Genomic DNA, 24,111 nt, shown 5'->3' with positions numbered 1-24,111 from the left:
TGCAGGCCGCGTCTGGCGCAGCCGGCCGCTTAGTGCATCGCCGTCGTGCTGAGCTCGTTCTGGATGCTCTTGAAGTGATCAAGCCGCTCGATCTCGCGGTCCAGTTCCGAGCCGTCTTTCTCGGTGAGCTTGGCTTCCATCTCGGCAATGGTATCGGCGAACCGGGCCCGATCGAGGTCCTCGAGCGAGGTGGCGACGTCGGCCAGCACCGTGAGCCCCTTGTCGGACACTTCGGCGAGACCGCCGAGCACGATGACCTTCTGCTTCGCACCGCCCGATGTAACCGTCAGGATCCCCGGCCGGATCGCGGCCACCACCGGCGCATGGCCGGCGAGCACGCCGAAATCGCCCTCGATGCCGGGCACGTCAACCTGCTCGACTTCGCCGGAGAAGGCGAGTTTTTCAGGCGAGACGAGATCGAAGTGGAAGGTGGCCATGGAGTAGTCCTGCGGATGGCGAATAGGGGTTGGCGAGTAGCGAATGACGAGCAGCGAATGGAACGGCGAAGATCTCTGCTATTCGCCACTCCCTATTCGCCATTCGCCCCTTAGGCTGCCTCAGCTGCGAGCTTCTTGCCCTTTTCGACCGCCTCTTCGATGTTGCCGACCATATAGAAGGCCGCTTCGGGGAGATGATCGTACTTGCCTTCGCAGATGGCGCGGAAACCCTTGATGGTGTCGGCGAGGTCGACGAACTTGCCGGGCGAACCCGTGAAGACTTCAGCGACGAAGAACGGCTGCGACAGGAAGCGTTCGATCTTGCGCGCGCGCGCCACGGCGATCTTGTCCTCTTCGGACAGTTCGTCCATGCCGAGAATGGCGATGATGTCCTGCAGCGACTTGTAGCGTTGCAGCACCTGCTGGACCATGCGCGCGGTCTGGTAGTGCTCCTCGCCGACGATCAGCGGCGAGAGCATGCGCGAGGTGGAGTCGAGCGGATCCACCGCAGGATAGATGCCCTTTTCCGAAATCGCGCGGTTCAGCACCGTGGTAGCGTCCAAGTGCGCGAACGAGGTCGCGGGCGCCGGGTCCGTCAAGTCGTCGGCCGGCACGTAGATCGCCTGCACCGAGGTGATCGAGCCCTTGTGCGTGGTGGTGATGCGCTCCTGCAGCGCGCCCATGTCGGTGGCGAGCGTCGGCTGATAACCCACCGCCGAAGGGATACGACCGAGCAGCGCCGACACTTCGGAGCCGGCTTGGGTGAAGCGGAAGATGTTGTCGACGAAGAACAGCACATCCTGGCCCTGGTCGCGGAAATGTTCGGCGACCGTGAGGCCGGTCAGGCCGACGCGGGCGCGGGCGCCCGGCGGCTCGTTCATCTGGCCGTATACCAGCGCGCATTTGGAGCCTTCGCCGCCGCCCTTCTTGTTGACGCCGGACTCGATGAACTCGTGATAGAGGTCGTTGCCTTCGCGGGTGCGCTCGCCGACGCCGGCGAACACCGAATAACCGCCATGCGCCCGGGCCACGTTGTTGATCAGCTCCTGAATCAGCACGGTCTTGCCGACGCCGGCGCCGCCGAACAGGCCGATCTTGCCGCCCTTGGCGTAAGGCGCCAGCAGATCGACGACCTTGATGCCGGTGACGAGAATTTCGGCTTCGGTGGACTGATCGGTATACAGCGGCGCTTCCTGATGGATCGCGCGCATATCCTCGGCCTTGACGGGGCCTTGTTCATCGACCGGTTCGCCGATCACATTCATGATGCGGCCGAGCGTGCCGGCGCCGACGGGAACGCGGATCGGGAAGCCGGTGTCGCTGACTTCCTGACCGCGGACCAGACCCTCGGTGGTGTCCATTGCGATGGTACGCACCGTGGATTCGCCGAGATGCTGGGCGACCTCGAGCACGAGGCGGTTGCCGCCGTTCTTGGTTTCGATCGCGTTCAGAATGGCCGGCAGATGGCCCTCGAACTGCACGTCGACGACTGCGCCGATGACTTGCGTAATGCGTCCGGTCTGGTTGGCGGGTGTGGCCATGAAACTCTCTCCTTCGAATTCTTAAATCTCAGACGACCGTTGCGGCGGTCAGATCGCCTCGGCGCCGGAGATGATCTCGATCAGCTCCTTGGTAATCATCGCCTGACGGGTGCGGTTGTAGATCAAGGTCTGCTTGCGGATCATGTCGCCGGCGTTACGGGTGGCGTTGTCCATCGCGCTCATCTGCGCGCCGTAGAACGAGGCGTTGTTTTCCAGGAGCGCGCGAAAGACCTGCACTGCGAGATTGCGCGGCAGCAGCCTGCCCAGAATCTCGTCTTCCTCCGGCTCGTATTCGTAAGCCGTCGCCGGACCGGCATTGGCAGCCGGGGCTTCCACCACAAGCGGAATGATCTGCTGCGCGGTCGGGACCTGCGCAATCACGGATTTGAAGCGCGAATAGAACAACGTGCAGACGTCGAACTCGCCGGCATCGAAGCGCGCCAGCACCTTGTTGGCGATATCTTCGGCGTTGACGAATCCGAGCTGACGAACCGAGCGCAGCTCGATGTTTTCGACGATCTGCTTCTCGAAGTTGCGGCGCAGCTGCTCGTAGCCCTTGCGGCCGACGCAGAAGAACTTGACCTCTTTGCCCTGGTTCATCAGCGCCAGGGCACGATCGCGGGCGAGACGCACGATCGACGAATTGAAGGCGCCGGACAGGCCGCGCTCGCCGGTGCAGACCAGAAACAGGTGCACCTGGTCCTTGCCGGTTCCAGCCAGCAGCGCCGGCGCGCCGGGCGAACCCGCGGCTGCGGTCGCGATATTGGAAATCACCGCGTCCATTCTTTCGGCATAGGGCCGCGCCGCCTCGGCGGCGGTCTGCGCGCGGCGCAGCTTCGAGGCTGCGACCATCTGCATGGCCTTGGTGATCTTCTGCGTCGCCTTGGTGGAGGCGATGCGGACCCGCATGTCTTTAAGTGAAGCCATTCTCAGTTCACCCCGGCGATCCGATCCTCGATCCGACCGCAAGCCACTCTTACGTCAGGCCCGGCGTGCGCCGGGCCACGACGGCAAATCAAGCAAAGGTCTTGGCGTAACCCTCGACCACCGCCTTGAGCTTGGCGGCAGTATCGTCGCTAAGGTCACGGCTATCGCGGATGGTGTTGAGGATATCGACGTTCTTGCCGCGCAGCAGCGACAGCAGGCCATCCTCGAACGCGCGCACCTTGGAAACCGGAAGCGGATCGAGGTAGCCGTTGACGCCGGCATAGATCACCACGACCTGCTCTTCCATCTTCAGCGGCGAGAACTGCGGCTGCTTCAGGAGTTCGGTCAGGCGCGAACCCCGGTTGAGCAGGCGCTGCGTCGAGGCATCGAGGTCGCTTCCGAACTGGGCGAACGCCGCCATTTCGCGGTACTGCGCGAGCTCGCCCTTGATCTTGCCGGCGACCTTCTTCATCGCCTTGGTCTGCGCCGACGATCCGACGCGCGACACCGACAGACCGACGTTCACCGCCGGGCGGATGCCCTGGAAGAACAGGTCGGTCTCGAGGAAGATCTGGCCGTCGGTGATCGAAATGACGTTGGTCGGGATGTAGGCCGACACGTCGTTGGCCTGGGTTTCGATGACCGGCAGCGCCGTCAGCGAGCCGGAGCCCTGCTCGTCGTTCAGCTTGGCCGCGCGCTCGAGCAGGCGGGAATGCAGATAGAACACGTCGCCCGGGTAGGCTTCGCGACCCGGCGGGCGGCGCAGCAGCAGCGACATCTGGCGATAGGCGACGGCCTGCTTCGACAAGTCGTCATAGATGATGACGGCGTGCATGCCGTTGTCGCGGAAGTATTCGCCCATGGTGCAGCCAGTGAACGGCGCGATGTACTGCATCGGCGCCGGATCGGACGCGGTGGCGGCAACCACGATCGAATATTCCAGCGCGCCCTGCTCTTCGAGCACCTTGACGAACTGCGCGACGGTGGAGCGCTTCTGGCCGATCGCGACATAGACGCAATACAGCTTGATCTTCTCGTCGGGCTGCGAGTTGAGCGGCTTCTGGTTCAAAATGGTGTCGAGCGCGATCGCGGTCTTGCCGGTCTGGCGGTCGCCGATGATCAGCTCGCGCTGGCCGCGGCCGACCGGGATCAGCGCATCGATCGCTTTCAGGCCGGTGGCCATCGGCTCGTTGACCGATTTGCGCGGAATGATGCCGGGCGCCTTGACGTCGACGCGCATGCGCTTGTCGGCCTGGATCGGGCCCTTGCCGTCGATCGGATTGCCGAGCGCATCGACCACGCGGCCGAGCAGGCCCTTGCCGACCGGGGTGTCGACGATGGCGCGGGTGCGCTTGACGGTCTGGCCTTCCTTGATCTCGCGGTCGGCGCCGAAGATCACGATACCGACGTTGTCGGTTTCGAGATTCAGCGCCATGCCGCGGGTGCCATTTTCGAATTCGACCATTTCGCCGGCCTGGACGTTGTCGAGGCCGTAGACGCGGGCAATACCGTCGCCAACGGACAACACCTGTCCGACTTCGGAAACTTCAGCCTCCTGGCCGAAATTCTTGATCTGGTCCTTCAGGATCGCGGAAATTTCCGCGGCGCGGATGTCCATCAGCCTGCCTCTTTCATCGCGTGCTTGATCGAATTGAGTTTGGTGCGAAGCGAACTATCCACCATGCGGCTGCCCAGCTTGACTACCAGGCCGCCGATGATTGAGGGATCGACATTCACGTTGAGCGCGACGTCCTTGCCCGTCACCGACTTCAGGGCGGCCTTGAGGGCGTCGAGATTCTTGTCGCTGAGCTTTTCGGCAACCGTCACATCGGCGGTGGCCTCGCCCTTGAACTTCGCCACCAGCGCGCGGAACGCGCGGATCACGTCAGAGACGGCGAACAGCCGGCGGTTGGCGGTCAGGACCTTGAGAAAATTGGAGGAAATGCCGGAAATACCGGCCTTTTCGAGCACGGCCGCGAGCGCCTTCGACTGCGCCTCCGCCGAGAACACCGGGCTGCGGACCAGGCGCTTCAGATCGGCGCTGTCGGCCAGCATAGCCTCGAACCGATCGAGATCGGCCTTGACTGCGTCGATGGATTTTTCATCGCGCGCCAACTCGAACAAGGCCGTTGCATAACGACCGGATACTCCCGAAACCGACGGATCTTCAGCAGCCACTAGCGCGCTCTTTTTAGCTGTTAAACTCGCAAGGGAAAAACCATCGCCACGATGCGGCGCCTAGCGATCCAAGCCCTTGGAATTCAAGCGGGACTTCGATTTTCGACCGGCACGAGTGATACCGGGACCGTTAAAATCGCGGCTTTGCTAACATAGCAAGAGCGCAGGTGCAACATGACGGCGTCGCTTGGCGATGCCTTGTCGCAGGTTCTTTGGCTCCGTTCCGCGCCGCGGATTTTCGGCGGATTCGCGACGCCAACTGAGCGGCACCGTCGGCCCGGATTTCCATGTCGCGGTCACCGGCAGGGACAATCGCTCTGCCCCTGCGAACGCATGCCCGCCATGATCGGTCGGCAGGGGACGGCAGGGGGGCCGGCGCGATGCCCTTCTCACATTACTTGCCGAACGCTCGCCATTACCGGCGATGACTTCGGTCTTCAATATTAATATGTAATGAATAGGTTAACATCCGAGTAAAACGTAGGATTACGGAACATTAACCGATTACCGGAACTCGGTCACAAGATATTTCAGCGGGATATAAATCAATTCTACTGCCCATTTTATGCCTTATTGAGCCACCAAATGACAATCACTCAAATTGGGACGGGGGTTCCACTTGTCACATATGTGGCAATACTATCTCGAGGGACATACTATATGCTGACTTCTAAGAACCCGACGCTGGGAAATGTAACCCAGTCGCGTACGGCGATCGCACTCCTCGCCGCAACTCTCCTGGTCGGTGGCAGCGTCACCGAAGCTTCCGCAAAATCCAGGAACCATCATCGTCATCACCACTCCCACCACGCGGCCAAGACCACCGACGTTTCGTCCAAGGCTTCCTGGCGCGACGCCAACGCCGCGATCGCTCCGTCGTCCGGTTCCGGGCGCAGCTTCACCGGGATCGCGTCGTTCTATGGCAACGAGTCCGGCAGCAAGACCGCGTCCGGCCAGCGTTTCAATGAGAACGCCATGACCGCGGCCCACCGCACCCTGCCGTTCGGCACCAAGCTCCGGGTGACTCATGGCGGCCGCAGCGTCGTCGTCACCATCAACGATCGCGGCCCGTTCATTAAGGGGCGCGTGCTCGACCTTTCGACCGGCGCCGCCCGCGCGGTCGGCCTGACCAACGCCGGCGTCGGCCGGGTCACCGCCGAGGTCATCTAACCTGTCCGGCATTCAGAACGCCTCTTCCGTCCTCCGAGTTCGGTAAGCGTTGCGTAGCGTACGGCGGCAGGACTTCCTGCCTGCCGAAACAGAGCCTGCCGTCGCCAATGACGGCAGGCTTTTTTGTTTCGCCGGCTTCTCAGCCAGAACCCGAATTGCGGCTCGCTCACAAAAAGCTTTGCGGATCGACGTCGACCTCGAGCTTGAGATTGCCCTTTGTCTTCGGCGCCGTGGCGAGCCATTCGCGCAGATATTCCGAGAGGTCGACATTGCGCAACGATTTCACCAGCAGCCGGAAACGATAGCGGCCCTTGATCACCGCGAGCGGGGCTTCGGCGGGGCCGAGCACCTGGATCCGCTCGTCGATCGGCGCGATCGCCGCCAGCTTGCGCGCAAAGCCTTCCGCCGTGGGCCGGTCGCCCGCGGAGATGATCAGGCTCGCGAGCCTCCCGAACGGCGGATAGCCGGCGCGTTCGCGGGCCTCGATTTCGCTGGCATAAAAAGCCTCGCGGTCGCAGGCCACCAGGGCTTTCATCACGGGATGCTCGGGTTGGTGGGTCTGCAGGTAGCCGACGCCGCGGCCCTGGTCGCGCCCGGCGCGGCCGATCACCTGATTGAGCAATTGCCACGTCCGCTCGGCGGCGCGCGGATCGCCATTGCCGAGCCCGAGATCGGCGTCGATCACGCCGACCAGATTGAGCCGCGGGAAATTATGACCCTTCGCCACCAGTTGGGTGCCGATGATGATGTCGACGCGGCCTTCGGCGATTTCGTTGAGTTCGCTGCGCATGGTTTCGATCGAGGTGATCAGGTCGCTCGACAGCACCATGGTGCGCGCATCCGGAAACAGCGCAGCGGCTTCCTCCTGCAGACGTTCGACGCCGGGGCCGACCGCCACCAGCGATTCCTCGGCCTGGCAATGCGGGCAGACATGCGGGCGCGGCATCGAGAAGCCGCAGTGATGACAGACCAGACGCTGGCGAAAGCGGTGATCGACCAGCCAGGCGTCGCAGATCGTACAGGCGAAACGATGCCCGCAAGCCCGGCACAATGTCAGCGGCGCATAGCCGCGGCGATTGAGGAACAGCAGCGCCTGCTCGCGCCGTTCGATGGCAATCTTGATCTGCTCGGCCAGAAACGGCGAGATGAAGCGGCCGCGCGCGGGCGCTTCACGGCGCAGATCGATCGCCTCGATATGCGGCATGTGCTGGCCGCCGAACCGCGACGGCAGCACCACGCGCTGGTAGCGGCCCTTGCGGGCGTTGACCTCGGTTTCGACCGACGGCGTCGCGGAGGCCAGCACGATCGGGATTTTGGCGATATGCGCGCGCACCACCGCCATATCGCGGGCGTGGTAATGCGCGCCCTCGTCCTGCTTGTAGGCCTGGTCGTGCTCTTCATCGACCACGATCAATCCGAGATTCGCGTAAGGCAGAAACAGCGCCGAGCGCGCGCCCACCACGACAGGCGCCTCGCCCGCCGCGATCGCCGCCCAATTGCGTTGCCGCGTGCGCGGGGTCAGTTCGGAATGCCACTCCAGCGGCCGCACCCCGAAGCGCTGCGCGAAGCGGTCGAGGAACTGGCCGGTCAGCGCGATCTCCGGCATCAGTATCAGCGACTGCTTGCCGCGGCGGATGACTTCCGCAATCGCCTCGAAATAAACTTCGGTCTTGCCCGAGCCGGTGACGCCGTCGAGCAGCGCGACATGAAAACTGCCGTTCGCCGCCAGCGCGCGCATGGCATCGACAGCGGCGCGCTGCTGGCGGGAAAACTCAGGCTCGGCGAAGGACGGATCGGGCGCTGGCGGCGCCAGCGCGCGCGGCATCGGTTCAGTCGCGAGCGTGCCTTCATCGACGAGGCCATCGATCACGCCGGCGCTGACGCCGGCTTCCTTCGCGGCGTCGGATTTGCCGTGCAGCAGGCGGTCGGAGAGAATGTCGATCAGCCGCCGCCTGGCCGGTGTCAGGCGCTTCGGCGCCGCCCCGACCAGCCGCACGCCCATCCGCACCCGTTCGGGCCCGAGATGTTCGCCCATCCGCAGACACATCCGCAGCACCATGCCGCGCGCCGACAGCGTGTAGTTGGCGACCCAGTCGACGAGCGCACGCAGCTCCTGCTTCAGCGGCGGCACGTCGAGCTTCTCGCCGACGTCCTTGAGGCGGTTATGCAGGCGCGGATCGGGGTTGGCGTTTTCCGCCCAGACCACCGCGACCACCTCGCGCGGTCCCAGTGGTACGGCCACCACGTCACCCGGCGCCAGCTCCATGCCGCGCGGCACGCGGTAGGAATAATTCTGGTTGAGCGCGACCGGCACCAGCACATCGACGACGCGGGTCGACGATGCGTTTGACGAACTGGGGCGCGCGGAATGGTCCATCGTGAGAATCAGGCTCGAGATCGAAGGCCGGACTAACTTAAGGCCCGGCGCCGGTGGCGGCCAGTGTCAGGGCCCTGCGGCCTGGCCAAGTTAGCGAACGGTAAACGAAAGAGATGCGATATAGTCCATCAGAATCAGCAAGGCAGCGCCATGGCCAAGCCAATTCCATTGCCAATTCCATCGATTCAGCCGATCGAGCTCGACTGCGCCGCCGACGACATCGCGCTGCAGATGACGCGCTGGCTGTCGCATCTGCGCGCCGAACGCCGGCTGTCGCCGAAGACGCTGGAAGCCTATTGCCGCGATGTCCGCCAGTGCCTGGTCTTTCTCAGCGAACACTGGGGCGCGCGCGTGACGCTGGCGCGGTTTGCGGCGCTCGAAGCCAGCGACGTCAGGGCCTTCATGGCAATGCGCCGCGCCGACGATATCGGCGGCCGTTCGCTGATGCGGGCGTTGGCGGGCCTGCGCTCGTTCGGCCGCTTCCTCGAACGCGAGGGCGTGGGCAAGGTCGGCGCCCTCTCCGCCATCCGCGCACCCAAGATCGGCAAGAGCCTGCCGAAACCGATCCAGATGGCGGCGGCCAGGCGTCTTGCCGACGCCGACGAACGCGCCGGCGAGACCCGCGATCCCTGGATCTGGGCGCGCGACGCCGCGGTGATGGCGCTGCTTTACGGTTCGGGCCTGCGCATTTCCGAGGCGCTGGGCCTGAAGCGCCGTGACGTGCCGCTGCCCGGCGCGGGCGACGTACTGGTCGTGACCGGCAAGGGCAACAAGACCCGCATGGTGCCGGTGCTGCAGAATGTGCTGGCGCTGGTTCAGGATTATGTCGCGGTGTGCCCGCATTCGCTGCCGCCGGAGGGGCCGATCTTCGTCGGCGCGCGCGGCGGTCCGCTCAGCCCGCGAATCATTCAGCTGACCATGGAGCGGCTGCGCGGCGCGCTCGGCCTGCCCGATAGTGCGACGCCACATGCGCTGCGCCATTCCTTCGCAACCCACCTCTTGAGCCGCGGCGGCGACCTGCGTGCTATCCAGGAATTGCTCGGTCACGCCTCGCTGTCGACCACGCAGATCTATACCGGGATCGACAGCGAGCGGCTGCTGGAAGTCTACAACACCGCGCACCCCCGGGCCTGAACGCATCCCTTCAAACCTGACACACTTCCGTCATATCCGCTTGGCTCTTGCGCAGGCGGTATTGTTCAGTCAATCGTGGATGAGTCCACACGGGGGAGAGAATCATGGGCGCACATGAAAGCATGGAGCACGCGGAGCACGCCGAGCACGCATCCGGCTCCAACAAGAACATCGCATTGCTGATCGCGGTGATCGCGCTGTTTCTGGCTCTGTCGGAGACGCTGGGCAAGGGCGCGCAGACCCTGTCCATCAGCAAGAACGTCGAAGCCTCGAACCTCTGGGCGTTCTTCCAGGCCAAGAGCATCCGCCGCACCGTGGTCGAGGCGACATCTGATCAGGCCAGGCTAAGTCTCGGTGTCATGGGCGACGATGCCACCAAGGCGGCGCTGCAGAAGCAGATCGAGGCCTGGAAGAAGACCGCGGCGCGCTACCGCTCGGAGCCGGAAACCGGCGAAGGCTCGGAGCAACTGGCCGAACGCGCCAAGCATGCCGAGCACGATCGCGACCTCGCGATGGCGCGATACCATCATTACGAGGTCGCCTCGGCGGCGTTTCAGATCGGCATCGTGCTGGCGTCGGCGACCATCATCACCGGCATGATCGCGCTGGCCTGGGTATCAGGCTTGCTGGCAATCGCCGGACTCGCCTTCACGGCGATCGGCCTGTTCGCGCCGCATGCCGTGCATCTGATGTAGCGGGGCGAACTCAGCGTGCCTCGTGCACGCTCTTGCGAAAACGCTGGATCAGCCGCAGCGTCCGCGATGACCAGCCGTCGCCGTCGCCGCGCAGGATTTCCTTGATCCGCCGCTTGATCGGATCGACCAATGCGGCGGCTTTCGCCCGCAGCGTCAGCACGAGTTCATAGAGCTTTTCGAACCACTCCATCTCGAGCAGTTTCGGCCGCGTCACATCGAAGATGAAGGCGGTGACGCCGACGCCGAGGAATTTCGCGAACACGATCGTCGTGATCGCGCTGAGCCAGTATTCGTGAGTCAGCAGCCAGAGGCCGAACAGCTTCAGCGGAAACAGCAGAATCACCGGCACGATGAACACGATCAACGTCATCGCCGGCGACAGCCTGTCGATCCGTGCGGTCAGCCAATGCTTGAACTCGCGCAGCGGAATCCGCTCGACCACCCAGGCCACGATCGGCTCGAGATGATCCCACAGCCAGGCCTCGATCAAAAATATGATCGCAAGCAGAACCCAGAGTGGCTGTAGCAGGCGGTGCATCATGAGTTTTGTTCCCGCCCGGCCGGGCGTCGATCACATATGGATCGCGCGCTTGCCGACCGCAAGCGCGGCTTCCTTGATGGCTTCCGATCGGGTCGGATGGGCATGACAGGTGCGCGCCAGGTCCTCGGCGGAACCGCCGAACTCCATCAATACTGCCGCTTCATGGATCATTTCGCCAGCCTCGCGGCCGATGATGTGCACGCCGAGCACCCGATCGGTTTTCGCATCTGCGAGAACCTTCACGAAACCTTCGGTGGTCTGGTTGACCTTGGCGCGGCCATTGGCGGTGAACGGGAATTTGCCTGATGTATAAGCCACGCCGGCCTGCTTCAGCTCTTCCTCGGTCTTGCCGACGGAGGACACTTCCGGAGTGGTATACACAACGCCTGGGATAGCGTCGTAGTTCACATGCCCGGCCTGGCCGGCGAGAATTTCGGCGCAGGCAACGCCTTCGTCCTCAGCCTTGTGCGCGAGCATCGGACCCGCGACGACGTCGCCGATCGCGTAGACGCCCTTCACGCTGGTCGCGAAATGCGCGTCGATCTGCACGCGGCCGCGATCGTCGAGCGCGACGCCGGCTTCCTTGAGACCCAAGCCGTCGGTGTAGGGAACGCGCCCGATGCAGACCAGCACCACGTCGGCTTCCAGCTTTTCCGCAGCACCGCCTGCGGCCGGCTCGACGGTGGCCGACAACGTCTTGCCCGAGGTGTCGACGCCGGTGACCTTGGCGCCGAGCTTGAATGCAAAACCCTGCTTTTCGAGGATGCGCTGGAATTGCTTGGCGATCTCGCCGTCGATGCCGGGCAGGATGCGGTCGAGGAATTCCACCACGGTAACCTCAGCGCCGAGCCGGTGCCATACCGAGCCGAGTTCGAGCCCAATCACACCGGCGCCGACGATCAGGAGCTTGCCGGGCACCTTGTCGAGCGACAGCGCGCCGGTCGACGACACGATGCGCTTCTCGTCGATCTCGATGCCCTTCAGCCGCGCAATATCGGAGCCGGTGGCGATCACGATGTTTTTGGTCTCGACCAGTTGCGCCTTGCCGTCGCCGCCGGTGACTTCCACCTTGCCGGCGCCGAGCACCTTGCCCTTGCCGTGAATGACGTCGATCTTGTTCTTCTTCATCAGGAACTCGACGCCCTTGACGTTGCCGTCGATGCCCTGCTGCTTGAAATTCATCATCGCGGGCAGATCGAGCTTCGGCGCGGAGACGCTGACGCCCATTTTCGCGAAGGAGTGCCCGGCCTCCTCGAACATTTCGGAGGCATGCAGCAGCGCCTTCGACGGCATGCAGCCGACATTGAGGCAGGTGCCGCCGAGGGTTGCGTTCTTCTCGACCACGGCGACCTTCATGCCGAGCTGCGCCGCGCGCACCGCGCAGACATATCCACCGGGTCCGGTGCCGATGATAACGAGATCGTAGGAGGCCATGATAGAAGTCCTGTAGCTGGATGGTGTGGCGGGTGTTAGCGCCCGCCCGATACGTCAAGAATGGCGCTGGTCACGTAGGACGCGTCGTCCGACATCAGCCAGACGATGGCGCTGGCGATTTCGTCCGCGGTGCCGACGCGCTTCATCGGCACCGCATTCGCAAGCCGATGGGCGCGATCGGGTTCGCCGCCGCTGGCGTGAATTTCGGTGTCGATCAGTCCGGGCCGGATCGCGGCGACGCGAATGCCCTCACCGGCGACCTCGTGGCCGAGGCCGATGGTGAAGGAATCGATCGCGCCCTTGGACGCCGCGTAATCGACATAGGTGTTGGGCGAGCCGAGCTTTGCGGCCACCGACGACAGGTTGACGATGACGCCGCCCTTGCCGCCGTGGCGGGTCGACATCCGCTTCACCGCCTCGCGCGCGCACAGAATGCTGCCGGTGACATTGACCGCCATCATGCGCTGGATGCGCTCGGCGGACATCTCGTCCACCCGCGACGTAGTCCCGACGATGCCGGCATTGTTGACCAGCGCGCCCAGCGTGCCGAAGGCATCCGCCGCCTTGAACATCGCGAGGATGTCGCTCTCGCTGCCGACGTCGCATTTCACCGCGATCGCCTTGCCGTTCTTGCCCTCGATGGCGGCGACGACGTGGCGCGCCGCGGTTTCATTGCTGGCATAGCCGACGCAAACCCGAAAGCCGCGCGCGGCGGCCGCAATCGCGGTGGCGCGGCCGATGCCGCGGCTTCCACCGGTGATGACTACAACCCTGTCCGTCAAGATTCACCCCCCACAGTCAAACGCCTTCTATTGAAACAGCCGCACCAGCATCGCCACCAAGGCCAGCACCGAGACGAGCCAGACCAGGCTGCGCGCGTACGGAATCTGGATGACATAGAGCGGCACGTACAGGACGCGGGTGACAACCCACGCTTCCGCGCCGAGCGTCCCGAGGCCACCGTTCCGTCCAGTGACGACCAGCGCCAGCGCCAATGCGGCAAAGATCGGAAACGTCTCCAGCAGATTGCGGAAGGCGCGATCGGCGCGCCCTGCGAATATCCCCTGCACCACCCTCGGCTCGTCGCGCGGGCCGGCCTTGTAGTCGCCGCCCATCTCCACGGTGGAGGAAATCGACTGCAGGAACAGCTGCACCAACAGCAACATGGTCCCCAATCCAAGCATCACGATTTCGGTCGGCAGCGGCTGCATCATTTCCCCTCGGCCTGGCACCGGCATCGCTGATGCCGGCCCGGAGCCGGACATCGCGGGCCGCAACCCGTTACAGATCCAGTACCAGCCGCGCCGGATCCTCGAGGTTTTCCTTGACCCGCACCAGGAACGTCACCGCTTCCTTGCCGTCGATCACGCGGTGATCGTAGGACAGCGCCAGATACATCATCGGGCGGATCTCGACCTTGCCGCCGATCGCCATCGGGCGCTCCTGGATCTTGTGCATGCCGAGAATGCCGGACTGCGGAGCGTTCAGGATCGGCGTCGACATCAGCGAACCGTAGATGCCGCCATTGGTGATGGTGAAGGTGCCGCCCTGCATCTCGTCGATCTTGAGCTGGCCGTCGCGGGCGCGACGGCCGAAATCGGCGATGCCCTTTTCGATGTCGGCGATCGACTTGTGGTCGCAGTCGTGCAGCACCGGCACCACCAGGCCCTTGTCGGTGCCGACCGCAACGCCGATGTGATAGTAATTCTTGTAGATCAGATCGGTGCCGTCGATCTCGGCATTGACGGCCGGAATGTCCTTCAGCGCCTGCACGCAGGCCTTGGTGAAGAAGCCCATGAAGCCCAGTTTGCTGCCGTGTTTCTTCTCGAATACGTCCTTGTACTGGGCCCGCATCGCCATGATGTTGGTCATGTCGACCTCGTTGAAGGTCGTCAGCATCGCGGCGGTGTTCTGCACGTCCTTGAGGCGGCGGGCGATGGTCTGGCGCAGCCGCGTCATCTTCACGCGCTCTTCGCGTGCGGCATCGTCGGCGGGCGAGGGGCTGCGCACCTGCACCGAGGCTGCGGGCTGATTGACCGGTGTCGGCGCCGAGGCCGCCTTCTCGATCGCCGCCAGCATGTCGCCTTTGGTCACCCGGCCGTCCTTGCCGGAGCCGGGGACGGTGGCGGCGTCGATGCCGCTCTCGGCGGAAATCTTGCGCACCGACGGCGCCAGCGGCATGTCTGACGGCGGCGCCTTTGGCGCGGCGGCGGGCGTGGCAGCGGGCGCTGGCGCCGCGACCTTGGCGGGGGCAGCAGCCGGCTTGGCGGCAGCGCCCTCATTGATCTGGCCGAGCAAAGCGCCGACCGCAACGGTTTCGCCATCCTTGGCGATGATGTCGCCGAGGGTGCCGGCGGACGGCGCCGGAACCTCGATCGTGACCTTGTCGGTCTCGAGCTCAACCAAGGGCTCATCGACCGCCACGGCATCGCCGGCCTTCTTGAACCAGCGGCCGATGGTGGCCTCGGTCACGGACTCGCCGAGTGTCGGAACGCGAATTTCAGTCATCGTTGGTTTTCCTCTTGCGTCATGGCCGGGCTCGTCCCGGCCAACCACGCCTTAGTCGGTTTTCAAAAGTTAGACGTGGATGCCCGCGACAAGCGCGGGCACGACGACGTAGGTAAATGCTAGTTCAGCGCCTCGTCCAAGAAAGCCTTGAGCTGCGCCAGATGCTTCGACATCAAACCGGTGGCGGTCGCCGCGGCCGCGGCACGTCCGGCGTAACGCGGACGCTTGTGCGGCGCGTGGATCTGGTTGAGCACCCATTCGAGATAGGGTTCGATGAAATGCCACGCGCCCATGTTGCGCGGCTCTTCCTGGCACCAGACCAGTTCGGCGCTCTTGAAGCGCCCGAGTTCCTGCACCAGCGCCTTCAGCGGCACCGGATAGAGCTGCTCGACCCGCATCAGGTAGACGTCGTCGATGCCGCGCTTTTCGCGCTCTTCGTAAAGATCGTAATAGACCTTGCCCGAGCACAGCACCACGCGGCGGATCTTGTCGTCCGGCACCAGCTTGATCTTCTCGTCCGGCAGCATCACCGCGTCATCGTAGAGGATGCGGTGGAACGTGGTTCCCGCGCCCATTTCGTCGAGCCGCGAGACAGCGCGCTTGTGCCGCAGCAGCGACTTCGGCGTCATCAGGATCAGCGGCTTGCGGATCTCGCGATGCAGCTGACGCCGCAGCACGTGGAAGAAATTGGCAGGCGTGGTGGCATAGACCACCTGCATATTGTCTTCGGCGCACATCTGCAGGAAGCGCTCGAGCCGGGCGGAGGAATGCTCCGGTCCCTGCCCCTCATAGCCGTGCGGCAGCATGCAGACGAGGCCGGACATGCGCAGCCATTTGCGCTCGCCCGAGGAGATGAACTGGTCAAACAGCACCTGCGCGCCGTTGGCGAAATCGCCGAACTGCGCTTCCCAGATTGCCAGCGCCTTCGGCTCCGCCAGCGAATAGCCGTACTCGAAGCCGAGCACCGCCTCTTCCGACAGCAGCGAGTTGATGACTTCGTAATGCCCCTGATCGACGCCGAGATGATTGAACGGCGTATAGCGGCTCTCGTCCTCCTGATCGATCAGCACCGAATGCCGTTGCGAGAAGGTGCCGCGTTCCGAGTCCTGGCCGGACAGCCGGACGTGGTGGCCTTCCTCCAGCAGCGTGCAGAACGCCAGCGCCTCGCCGGTCGCCCAGTCGATGCCGGCGCCGCTGTCGATGGCTTTCTCGCGGTTTTCCAGAAAGCGCTGGATGGTGCGGTGGACCCTGAAACCGTCGGGCACCTTGGTGATCCTGCGGCCGATATCCCGGAGCACCGCGACGTCGACGCCGGTGACGCCGCGGCGCGGATCTTCTTCCTGATCGGCGGACTTGAAGCCGGCCCATTTGCCGTCCAGCCAGTCGGCCTTGTTCGGCTTGTAGCCGGAGCCGGCATCGAGTTCGGCATCGAGCCGCGCCCGCCAGTCGGCCTTGGCCTTCTCGACTTCGCCCTCGGTCATCACGCCTTCGGCGATCAGCCGCTTGGAATAGATTGCCAGCGTGGACGGATGCGCCGCGATCTTCCTGTACATCACCGGCTGGGTGAATGCCGGCTCGTCGCTCTCGTTATGGCCATGCCTGCGGTAGCAGAACATGTCGATGACGACGGGCTTGTGGAACTTCTGCCTGAATTCGACGGCGACCTTGGCCGCGAACACCACGGCTTCGGGATCGTCGCCGTTCACATGGAAGATCGGCGCGTCGATCATCTTCGCCACGTCCGACGGATAGGGCGAGGAGCGCGAATAGCGCGGATAGGTGGTGAAGCCGATCTGGTTGTTGACGATGAAATGAATCGAGCCGCCGGTGCGGTAGCCCTTGAGGTCGGACAGCCCGAAACATTCCGCGACCACGCCCTGGCCGGCGAACGCGGCGTCGCCATGCATCAGAAGCGGCAGCACGGAAATGCGCATGTCCGGCGGGTCGCCATGCTGGTCCTGCTTGGCCCGCACCTTGCCGAGCACCACCGGATCGACGATCTCGAGATGCGAAGGGTTCGCGGTCAGCGACAAATGGATCTTGTTGTTGTCGAACTCGCGGTCCGACGAGGCGCCGAGGTGGTACTTGACGTCGCCGGACCCCTCGACCGCGTCGGGATTGGCCGAGCCGCCCTTGAACTCATGGAACAGGGCGCGATGCGGCTTGCCCATCACCTGGGTGAGCACGTTGAGGCGGCCGCGATGCGGCATGCCCAGCACGATTTCCTTCACGCCGAGATTGCCGCCGCGCTTGATGATCTGTTCCAGCGCGGGGATCAGCGATTCACCGCCGTCGAGGCCGAACCGCTTGGTGCCGGTGAATTTGAGATCGCAGAATTTCTCGAAGCCCTCGGCCTCGATCAGCTTCATCAGGATGGCGCGACGGCCCTCGCGGGTGAAGCTGATTTCCTTGTCCGGACCTTCGATGCGCTCCTGAATCCAGGCCTTCTGCGCGGCGTTGGTGATGTGCATGAATTCGACGCCGACCGTCTGGCAATAGGTGCGGTCGCAGATCGCGACGATCTCGCGCAGGGTCCCGTATTCGAGGCCAAGCACGTGATCGAGGAAGATCTTCCGGTCGAGATCGGCCTCCGTGAAACCATAAGAGCGCGGATCGAGTTCCTCGTGGTCGCGCAGCGGCTCGATCCCGAGCGGGTCGAGCTTGGCGTGGAAATGGCCGCGCATGCGGTAGGCGCGAATCAGCATCAGCGCGCGCACCGAATCCCGCGTCGCCTGATGAATGTCGGCCGCCGTCAGCTCGGCGCCCTTGGGCTGCGCCCTGGCCGCAAGCTTGGCGCCGACGGCCTTTTCGACTTGCGCCCAGTTGCCGTCGAGCGCCGAGGTCAGGTCGTCGCGCGGCGTCAGCGGCCAGTTGTCCCGCCCCCAGGAAGGTCCTTCGGCGTTCTTCCGGGCATCGGCCGGCGCGTCCTTCAGGCTCTTGAAAAACGCCTGCCAATCGGCGTCGACCGAGGCGGGGTCTTTCTCGTAACGGGCATAGAGATCATCGATGTAGGGAGCATTGGTGCCCTGCAAAAAAGAGGAGAGGGCAAAGGCGGCGTTCGCGTCCTGGCGAGACATACTGGCGTCCTGGGTAATTTCGATAGCGCATGGAATACGGCGCAACGGCCGATCCGGACACCGGATCAGCGTCATAGGACGTCTTTTACCCTATTTGAGGCGAATGTTCGCCTCGAAAAGAACCAAGAATTGAATTAAGACTTCAATTTTTCGACAAGAGTCTTTCCGAGCCGCGCCGGGGATGGCGAGACCGTGATTCCGGCCGATTCCATCGCCGCGGTCTTGGAACCGGCGTCGCCCTTGCCGCCGGAAATGATCGCGCCGGCATGGCCCATGCGGCGGCCGGGAGGGGCGGTGACGCCAGCGATGAAGCCGACCATCGGCTTCTTGCGGCCCCGCTTGGCCTCGTCCTTGATGAACTGGGCGGCGTCTTCCTCAGCCGAACCGCCGATTTCGCCGATCATCACGATCGAGGTGGTCTTGGGGTCGGCCAGGAACATCTCCAGTATGTCGATGAATTCGGTGCCCTTGACCGGGTCGCCGCCGATGCCGACCGCGGTGGTCTGGCCGAGGCCTTCCTGGCTGGTCTGGTACACCGCTTCATAGGTCAGCGTGCCTGAGCGCGAGACGATGCCGACACTGCCCGGCGTGAAGATATTGGCCGGCATGATGCCGATCTTGCATTCGCCCGCGGTCATCACGCCCGGACAATTGGGGCCAATGAGCCGCGACTTCGAGCCCGACAGCGAGCGCTTCACCCGGACCATGTCGAGCACCGGGATGCCTTCGGTGATGCAGACGATCAGCGGAATTTCCGCATCGATGGCTTCGCAGATCGCGTCCGCCGCACCCGGCGGCGGCACGTAGATCACGCTGGCGTTGGCGCCGGTCTTCTCGCGCGCTTCCTTTACGGTGTCGAAGACAGGCAGATTGAGGTGTTTCGAACCGCCTTTGCCCGGCGAGGTGCCGCCGACCATCCTGGTGCCGTAGGCGATCGCGGCCTCGGAGTGGAACGTGCCGTTCTTGCCGGTAAAGCCCTGGCAAATGACTTTCGTGTTCTTGTCGATCAGGATGGACATGGTTGGGATTGCTTTCGCGGAAGAGCGGCAGGGATCAGTGAATGCGGCGGTACACGCCGGTGAGGACGTCGGCCCATCCTTCGGCGTCGGGCGAGAACTGGATTTTCATGGTGTAGCTGTTGTCGTCGATGATCTCATAGACATGGCGCGCATTGCCGCGCAGCGAGCCGCGCACCAGGATCAGGGTCTTGCCGGTCCAGCCGCCGGAGGCCGGCGACGGCGGGTAATAGCCGAGCGAATCGTGCCAGAACAATTTGTAGAGTCGGTCTTCCCGGTCGTAGGTGAAGACGCCATGGGTGGCGAAGCTTTCCTTGCCGTCGCGGGTCTGCCTGGTGTCCTGGATCAGATAGAAGCCGTTGAGATCGATACGGGCCGAGACGTGCGAGGTGGCGGGGCCGCCTTCGTTCCAGCGCGACGGATACACCATCTCTTCCCCGCTCCACTCGCCCGCGAACGCGGCGAGCTTGCGATGCTCCTCCAGCGGCGTCGGTGCGGCGAGATGGTCCTGGGGCATCGGATCAGGCTCCCTTTACGGCCTTGACGATTTTCTGCGCGGAATCGTCGAGATTGTCGCCGGCCACCACGTTGAGCCCGGCATCGGCGATGATCTTCTTGCCGGCTTCGACATTGGTGCCTTCCAGCCGCACCACCAGCGGCACCTTCAGGCCGACTTCCTTCACCGCCGCCACCACGCCTTCGGCGATGATGTCGCATTTCATGATGCCGCCGAAAATGTTGATCAGGATGCCCTTCACATTGGGATCGGCGGTGATGATCTTGAACGCCGCGGTGACCTTGTTCTTGTCGGCGCCGCCGCCGACATCGAGGAAGTTCGCCGGCGCCAAGCCGTAGAGCTTGATGATGTCCATGGTCGCCATCGCAAGGCCGGCGCCGTTGACCATGCAGCCGATGGTGCCGTCCAGCGTGATGTAGTTGAGATCGTATTTCGACGCCTCGATTTCCTTGGCGTCTTCCTCGGTCTCGTCGCGCAGCGCCACCACGTCGGGATGGCGGTACAGCGCGTTGTCGTCGAACGACACCTTGGCGTCGAGCACGCGCAGATCGCCATGCCTGGTGACGACCAGCGGATTGATTTCCAGCATCGCCATGTCCTTGGCGACGAAGGCGGCATAGAGCTGCGCCGCCAGTTTCTCCGCCTGCTTGGCGAGGTCGCCGCCAAGTCCCAGCGCTTTCGCGACGGTGCGGCCGTGATGGCCCATGATGCCGGTGGCGGGATCGACCGAGAAGGTCACGATCTTCTCCGGCGTCTTGTGCGCGACTTCCTCGATATTGACGCCGCCTTCGGTGGAAACCACGAACGAGACTTCGGAGCTTTCGCGGTCGACCAGGATCGAGAGATAGAACTCCTTGTCGATCTCCGAGCCTTCCTCGATGTAGAGCCGGTTGACCTGCTTGCCGGCCGGCCCGGTCTGCTCGGTAACCAGGGTGGCGCCCAGCATCTGCTTGACGAATTGATTGACCTCGGCGGCCGATTTGGTGACGCGGACGCCGCCCTTGTCGCCGGCGGAGGCTTCCTTGAACTTGCCCTTGCCGCGGCCGCCGGCATGGATCTGGCTCTTCACCACCCAGACCGGTCCGCCGAGCTCATCGGTGGCGAGATCGGCGTCGGACGCCTTGAGAATGGCGACCCCGCGCGGCACTGCCACGCCGAACTCCCGCAGCAACGCCTTGGCCTGGTATTCATGGATATTCATCTGGACGTTCCCCGAACCCTCATGTGGTGAATTTGGAATTCCACCCCGGTTTTGCGGCTGGTATACCATATACCACAGGGACTGCAATACTAGCCGTGCCGGAAGTTAGCCCGCCGAAGATCGGCTCGATCGCCGGCGGATTTAGATGAAGCCGATCAACGGCCGAGCAGGTCAGGCGCGATCTTCTTGCAGGCGTCGACCAGACCCTGCACCGCGCCGACCGACTTGTCGAAGGCCTCGCGGTCCTTGCCGGCGAGTTCGATCTCGACAATACGCTCGACGCCCTTCGATCCGATGACGACGGGCACGCCGACATACATGTCCTTCACGCCGTATTCGCCGTTGAGATAGGCGGCGCAGGGCAGCACGCGCTTCTTGTCCCTGAGGTAGCTCTCGGCCATCGCCACCGCGGAAGCGGCCGGCGCATAGAATGCCGAACCGGTCTTCAAGAGGTTGACGATCTCGGCGCCGCCGTTGCGGGTACGGTCGACGATTTCGTCGATCCGCGCCTGCGAGGTCCAGCCCATCTTGACGAGATCGGGTAGCGGAATGCCGGCCACCGTCGAATATCGCACCAGCGGCACCATGGTGTCGCCATGGCCGCCGAGCACGAAGGCGGTGACGTCCTCGACCGAGACGTTGAACTCGTCGGCCAGGAAATAGCGGAAGCGCGAGGAATCCAGCACGCCCGCCATGCCCACCACCTTCTTGTGCGGCATGCCGGAGGCCTTCTGCAACGCCCATACCATGGCGTCGAGCGGGTTGGTGATGCAGATGACGAAGGCGTCGGGGGCGTATTTCTTGATGCCGGCGCCGACCTGCTCCATCACCTTGAGATTGATGCTCAGGAGATCGTCGCGGCTCATGCCGGGCTTGCGCGGCACGCCGGCGGTAACGATGCAGACCTTGGCGTTGTCGAGCGCCTCATAGGAATTGGCGCCGGTGAAATGCGCATCGAAGCCGTCGACCGGGGAGGATTGCGCGATATCGAGCGATTTGCCCTGCGGCACGCCCTCGGCGATGTCGAACATGACGACGTCGCCGAGCTCTTTCAGGCCGATGAGATGAGCCAACGTTCCGCCGATCTGACCGGAGCCAATCAAAGCAATCTTGTCGCGCGCCATGGGAAATCTGTCCTTCAGAGGTCTAAGGAGGAGGGTGAGAGGAAGCTGGACGGCTGGTTATCCCTTTCGCGGGACCCGTTCAAGTCAACCTATGCCCAATTATCGGCCCTGCCTCGATTTCAGTCAGGGGCCACATCCAACCCTCGTCATTCCCCGACGCGCCATTGCGCGTCTGAGGGCACGTCGAAGACGCTAACCCGGAATCCCAAGGTTATCGGTCGAGATTCCGGATTCGCGCTAGCGCCCCCGGAATGACGGCTGACGCCGTCACGTCTCCACCAATCCGGTGCTGGACCCGCTCGCTGCGGAATCCTTGTGGCCGTGGGGCAGCGCCAGATAGGATTCCGAGCTCATCTCGATCAGCCGCGACGACGTCCGCTTGAACTCGTTGGCCTCATGGCCCTCGGTCGCGACATACAGCGACAGCGGATCGGCCTCAGCCGAGGCCATCAGCTTCACCGCGTTGTCATAGAGCGTGTCGATCAGCGTGATGAACCGCTTGGCGGCGTTGCGGTCGGCGTAATCCATCACCGGAATGCGGTCGATCATGAGGGTGTGATAGTCGTGCGCGAGCCGCAGATAGTCGGAAGCGGCGAGCGGCTTTTCGCAGATGTCCGGGAACGAAAACCGCGCCACGCCATGCGCCGAACACGGCACATGCAGGATGCGGCCCTTGATCGAAATGTCGCGCGACTTGCAGGGCGCGTTGCCGGTCATCTTCGCCCAGGCCTGGTCGAGCGCGGCATCGGCGGCAAGATCGGGCGGCACCCGCCACATCTTCACGCCGACGAGTTTTTCCAGCCGGAAGTCGGTGCGCGCATCGAGCCGCATCACGTCCATATGCGCCGAGATCTGCGCGATAAAGGGCAGAAACAGCGCCCGGTTCAGACCACCCTTGTAGAGCTCGGGCGGCGCGACATTGGAGGTCGCGACCACGACGGTGCCGAGCTCGAACAGTTTCGAGAACAGCCGGCCCAGGATCATCGCGTCCGCGATGTCGGTGACATGGAATTCGTCGAAACACAAAAGCCAGGCCTCGTCGAAGATCGACGCGGCGGTGAGCCCGATCACATCGGCGTCGACGATCTCGCCGCGCGCGATATTCTGGCGGTAGCCATAGATCCGCTCATGCACCTCGGCCATGAATTCGTGGAAGTGCGCACGGCGCTTGTGCACGACCGGGCTCTGCTGGAAAAACAGATCCATCAGCATGGTCTTGCCGCGCCCGACTTCGCCGTGAACATAGAGGCCGCGCGGCGGCCCGTCCTTGTCGGCGAACAGCCGGCCCAGCAGGCCCTGCTTGCGCAGCGGCTTGTAGCCGGTCAGCCGCTGTTCGAGGTCCGCGAACGCATCGGCAGCGTCCGCCTGCGCGGCGTCGGGCTCGATCGCGCCCGAGGACAGGAGGCTCTGGTAATGGGCGCGGAACGAGGCGTAGGGCGGAGACAGCATGGCCCGCTAACGGCCCCAGCGGGAGGAAAATTGCAAGCCGTGAAATGGTGTGAGGGGTATGCAGGGGCAGGCACCGACCCATGCAGCGGCGGCTCCGGGATACGCGCTCGCCCAGTCAAGCCGGCGCAAGTGCGACTCACGCGCTCAGCGCGTAGGAATCCTCGACCACATAGGGCCCGCCGCCGGTGGAGGCGCGCGACGAGAACAGCACGAAGCGCGAAGCCGTGAACACCTTGGTCGGGAAATAGCCGCGCACCGAGAGATAATCCGCGACATCCTGGTTGGAGGCATCGCGCAGCCGCGCCAGCGTCACATGCGGCGTGAATTTGCGGCCTTCGGGATCGAGCCCGATGCGCTGCATCAGGCGTTCCAGTTCCGCCTGCAGCTCGATCAGCGGCCGGCTCGGCACCACGGAAGCGACCACCGCGCGCGGCTTTTTCCCGCCGAAACTCGACAGGCCCTGCAGTGCTACTTCGAACGGCTTGCGGTTGATTCGAACCAGCAAGGAGGCGATCTCGTTGGCCGCGACGCCATCGATATCGCCGATGAAGCGCAAGGTGACGTGATAATTTTCGGGGTCGATCCAGCGGGCGCCCGGTAGGCCGCCTCGCAAGCCGGAAAGCGTCTGGCCGATCTCGGCCGGAATTTCCAGTCCAGTAAACAAACGCGGCATCGCACGACTCCCGATGCTGAAACCCGGTGACGAATCACCGATTACTAATTTCTACCCGACTTATGTGACTCTGCGAAGCATCCGGCGCACGCATCCGGGAAAACACGGTGCT

General features: G+C 63.8%; 21 protein-coding genes. 3 read left to right on the top strand and 18 right to left on the bottom strand.

Going from position 1 to position 24,111, the window contains the following annotated elements; genetic code table 11:
• Positions 1-29 precede the first annotated feature (29 nt).
• From KMZ29_RS02070 to KMZ29_RS02050, 5 genes are all read right to left on the bottom strand, one after another.
• Positions 30-437 (bottom strand): F0F1 ATP synthase subunit epsilon, encoded by a 408-nt coding sequence (locus KMZ29_RS02070; protein WP_215622261.1) that lies wholly within the window; start codon positions 435-437, stop codon positions 30-32.
• A 110-nt stretch (positions 438-547) separates the two neighbouring features.
• Positions 548-1,978, bottom strand: coding sequence for a F0F1 ATP synthase subunit beta (gene atpD, locus KMZ29_RS02065; protein WP_215614248.1), 1,431 nt, complete (start codon positions 1,976-1,978; stop codon positions 548-550).
• 48 nt (positions 1,979-2,026) lie between these two features.
• On the bottom strand, positions 2,027-2,905 hold the full coding sequence (locus tag KMZ29_RS02060) for a F0F1 ATP synthase subunit gamma (RefSeq protein ID WP_215622260.1): 879 nt from the start codon (positions 2,903-2,905) through the stop codon (positions 2,027-2,029).
• Between the two features lie 88 nt (positions 2,906-2,993).
• On the bottom strand, positions 2,994-4,523 hold the full coding sequence (gene atpA / locus KMZ29_RS02055; protein WP_215622259.1) for a F0F1 ATP synthase subunit alpha: 1,530 nt from the start codon (positions 4,521-4,523) through the stop codon (positions 2,994-2,996).
• Positions 4,523-5,083 carry a F0F1 ATP synthase subunit delta gene (locus tag KMZ29_RS02050; RefSeq protein ID WP_215622258.1) on the bottom strand — a complete coding sequence of 187 codons (561 nt, stop codon included), beginning with the start codon at positions 5,081-5,083 and terminating at the stop codon, positions 4,523-4,525. Before KMZ29_RS02050 ends, atpA begins: the two co-directional genes overlap by 1 nt.
• A gap of 660 nt (positions 5,084-5,743) precedes the next feature.
• On the opposite strand from KMZ29_RS02050, the gene KMZ29_RS02045 reads away from it, so the two are divergent.
• Positions 5,744-6,253, top strand: coding sequence for a septal ring lytic transglycosylase RlpA family protein (locus KMZ29_RS02045; protein WP_215622257.1), 510 nt, complete (start codon positions 5,744-5,746; stop codon positions 6,251-6,253).
• 166 nt (positions 6,254-6,419) lie between these two features.
• On the opposite strand, the gene KMZ29_RS02040 is transcribed toward KMZ29_RS02045, so the two are convergent.
• Positions 6,420-8,630, bottom strand: coding sequence for a primosomal protein N' (locus KMZ29_RS02040; protein WP_215622256.1), 2,211 nt, complete (start codon positions 8,628-8,630; stop codon positions 6,420-6,422).
• Positions 8,631-8,861: 231 nt separating this feature from the next.
• On the opposite strand from KMZ29_RS02040, the gene KMZ29_RS02035 reads away from it, so the two are divergent.
• Positions 8,862-9,764, top strand: coding sequence for a tyrosine recombinase XerC (locus tag KMZ29_RS02035; RefSeq protein WP_249779985.1), 903 nt, complete (start codon positions 8,862-8,864; stop codon positions 9,762-9,764).
• A 104-nt stretch (positions 9,765-9,868) separates the two neighbouring features.
• Complete coding sequence (locus tag KMZ29_RS02030; RefSeq protein WP_215622255.1) at positions 9,869-10,459, top strand: DUF4337 domain-containing protein; 591 nt, start codon at positions 9,869-9,871, stop codon at positions 10,457-10,459.
• Between the two features lie 10 nt (positions 10,460-10,469).
• Here KMZ29_RS02030 and KMZ29_RS02025 read toward each other — a convergent pair whose 3' ends face one another.
• The 12 genes from KMZ29_RS02025 to thpR form a co-directional block, all read right to left on the bottom strand.
• Positions 10,470-11,000, bottom strand: a complete 531-nt coding sequence (locus tag KMZ29_RS02025; protein ID WP_215622254.1) for a hypothetical protein — start codon at positions 10,998-11,000, stop codon at positions 10,470-10,472.
• A 30-nt stretch (positions 11,001-11,030) separates the two neighbouring features.
• The gene (gene lpdA / locus KMZ29_RS02020; protein WP_215622253.1) at positions 11,031-12,434 is read right to left on the bottom strand and encodes a dihydrolipoyl dehydrogenase; all 1,404 of its coding nucleotides are present in this window, start codon (positions 12,432-12,434) and stop codon (positions 11,031-11,033) included.
• A gap of 35 nt (positions 12,435-12,469) precedes the next feature.
• A complete protein-coding gene (locus tag KMZ29_RS02015) occupies positions 12,470-13,216 on the bottom strand; it encodes an SDR family oxidoreductase (RefSeq protein ID WP_215622252.1) in 747 nt (248 codons plus the stop codon).
• Between the two features lie 27 nt (positions 13,217-13,243).
• On the bottom strand, positions 13,244-13,648 hold the full coding sequence (locus KMZ29_RS02010; protein WP_369810066.1) for an MAPEG family protein: 405 nt from the start codon (positions 13,646-13,648) through the stop codon (positions 13,244-13,246).
• A gap of 67 nt (positions 13,649-13,715) precedes the next feature.
• The gene (gene odhB, locus KMZ29_RS02005; protein ID WP_215622251.1) at positions 13,716-14,942 is read right to left on the bottom strand and encodes a 2-oxoglutarate dehydrogenase complex dihydrolipoyllysine-residue succinyltransferase; all 1,227 of its coding nucleotides are present in this window, start codon (positions 14,940-14,942) and stop codon (positions 13,716-13,718) included.
• 119 nt (positions 14,943-15,061) lie between these two features.
• Positions 15,062-18,019, bottom strand: a complete 2,958-nt coding sequence (locus tag KMZ29_RS02000; protein WP_215622250.1) for a 2-oxoglutarate dehydrogenase E1 component — start codon at positions 18,017-18,019, stop codon at positions 15,062-15,064.
• Between the two features lie 134 nt (positions 18,020-18,153).
• On the bottom strand, positions 18,154-19,038 hold the full coding sequence (gene sucD, locus KMZ29_RS01995) for a succinate--CoA ligase subunit alpha (protein ID WP_215622249.1): 885 nt from the start codon (positions 19,036-19,038) through the stop codon (positions 18,154-18,156).
• 34 nt (positions 19,039-19,072) lie between these two features.
• Positions 19,073-19,552 carry a DUF1579 family protein gene (locus KMZ29_RS01990; protein WP_215622248.1) on the bottom strand — a complete coding sequence of 160 codons (480 nt, stop codon included), beginning with the start codon at positions 19,550-19,552 and terminating at the stop codon, positions 19,073-19,075.
• Positions 19,553-19,556: 4 nt separating this feature from the next.
• Entirely contained in the window at positions 19,557-20,753 is a 1,197-nt protein-coding gene (gene sucC / locus KMZ29_RS01985; protein WP_215622247.1) for an ADP-forming succinate--CoA ligase subunit beta, read from the bottom strand.
• A 155-nt stretch (positions 20,754-20,908) separates the two neighbouring features.
• The gene (mdh, locus tag KMZ29_RS01980) at positions 20,909-21,877 is read right to left on the bottom strand and encodes a malate dehydrogenase (protein ID WP_215604480.1); all 969 of its coding nucleotides are present in this window, start codon (positions 21,875-21,877) and stop codon (positions 20,909-20,911) included.
• Positions 21,878-22,144: 267 nt separating this feature from the next.
• Positions 22,145-23,326, bottom strand: a complete 1,182-nt coding sequence (zapE, locus tag KMZ29_RS01975; protein ID WP_215622246.1) for a cell division protein ZapE — start codon at positions 23,324-23,326, stop codon at positions 22,145-22,147.
• Positions 23,327-23,462: 136 nt separating this feature from the next.
• Positions 23,463-23,999 carry an RNA 2',3'-cyclic phosphodiesterase gene (gene thpR / locus KMZ29_RS01970; protein ID WP_215604478.1) on the bottom strand — a complete coding sequence of 179 codons (537 nt, stop codon included), beginning with the start codon at positions 23,997-23,999 and terminating at the stop codon, positions 23,463-23,465.
• Positions 24,000-24,111 lie beyond the last annotated feature (112 nt).

This window comes from Bradyrhizobium sediminis (assembly GCF_018736085.1).
Classification (GTDB): Bacteria; Pseudomonadota; Alphaproteobacteria; order Rhizobiales; family Xanthobacteraceae; genus Bradyrhizobium; species Bradyrhizobium sediminis.
This window is presented reverse-complemented; position numbering and strand designations above follow the sequence as displayed.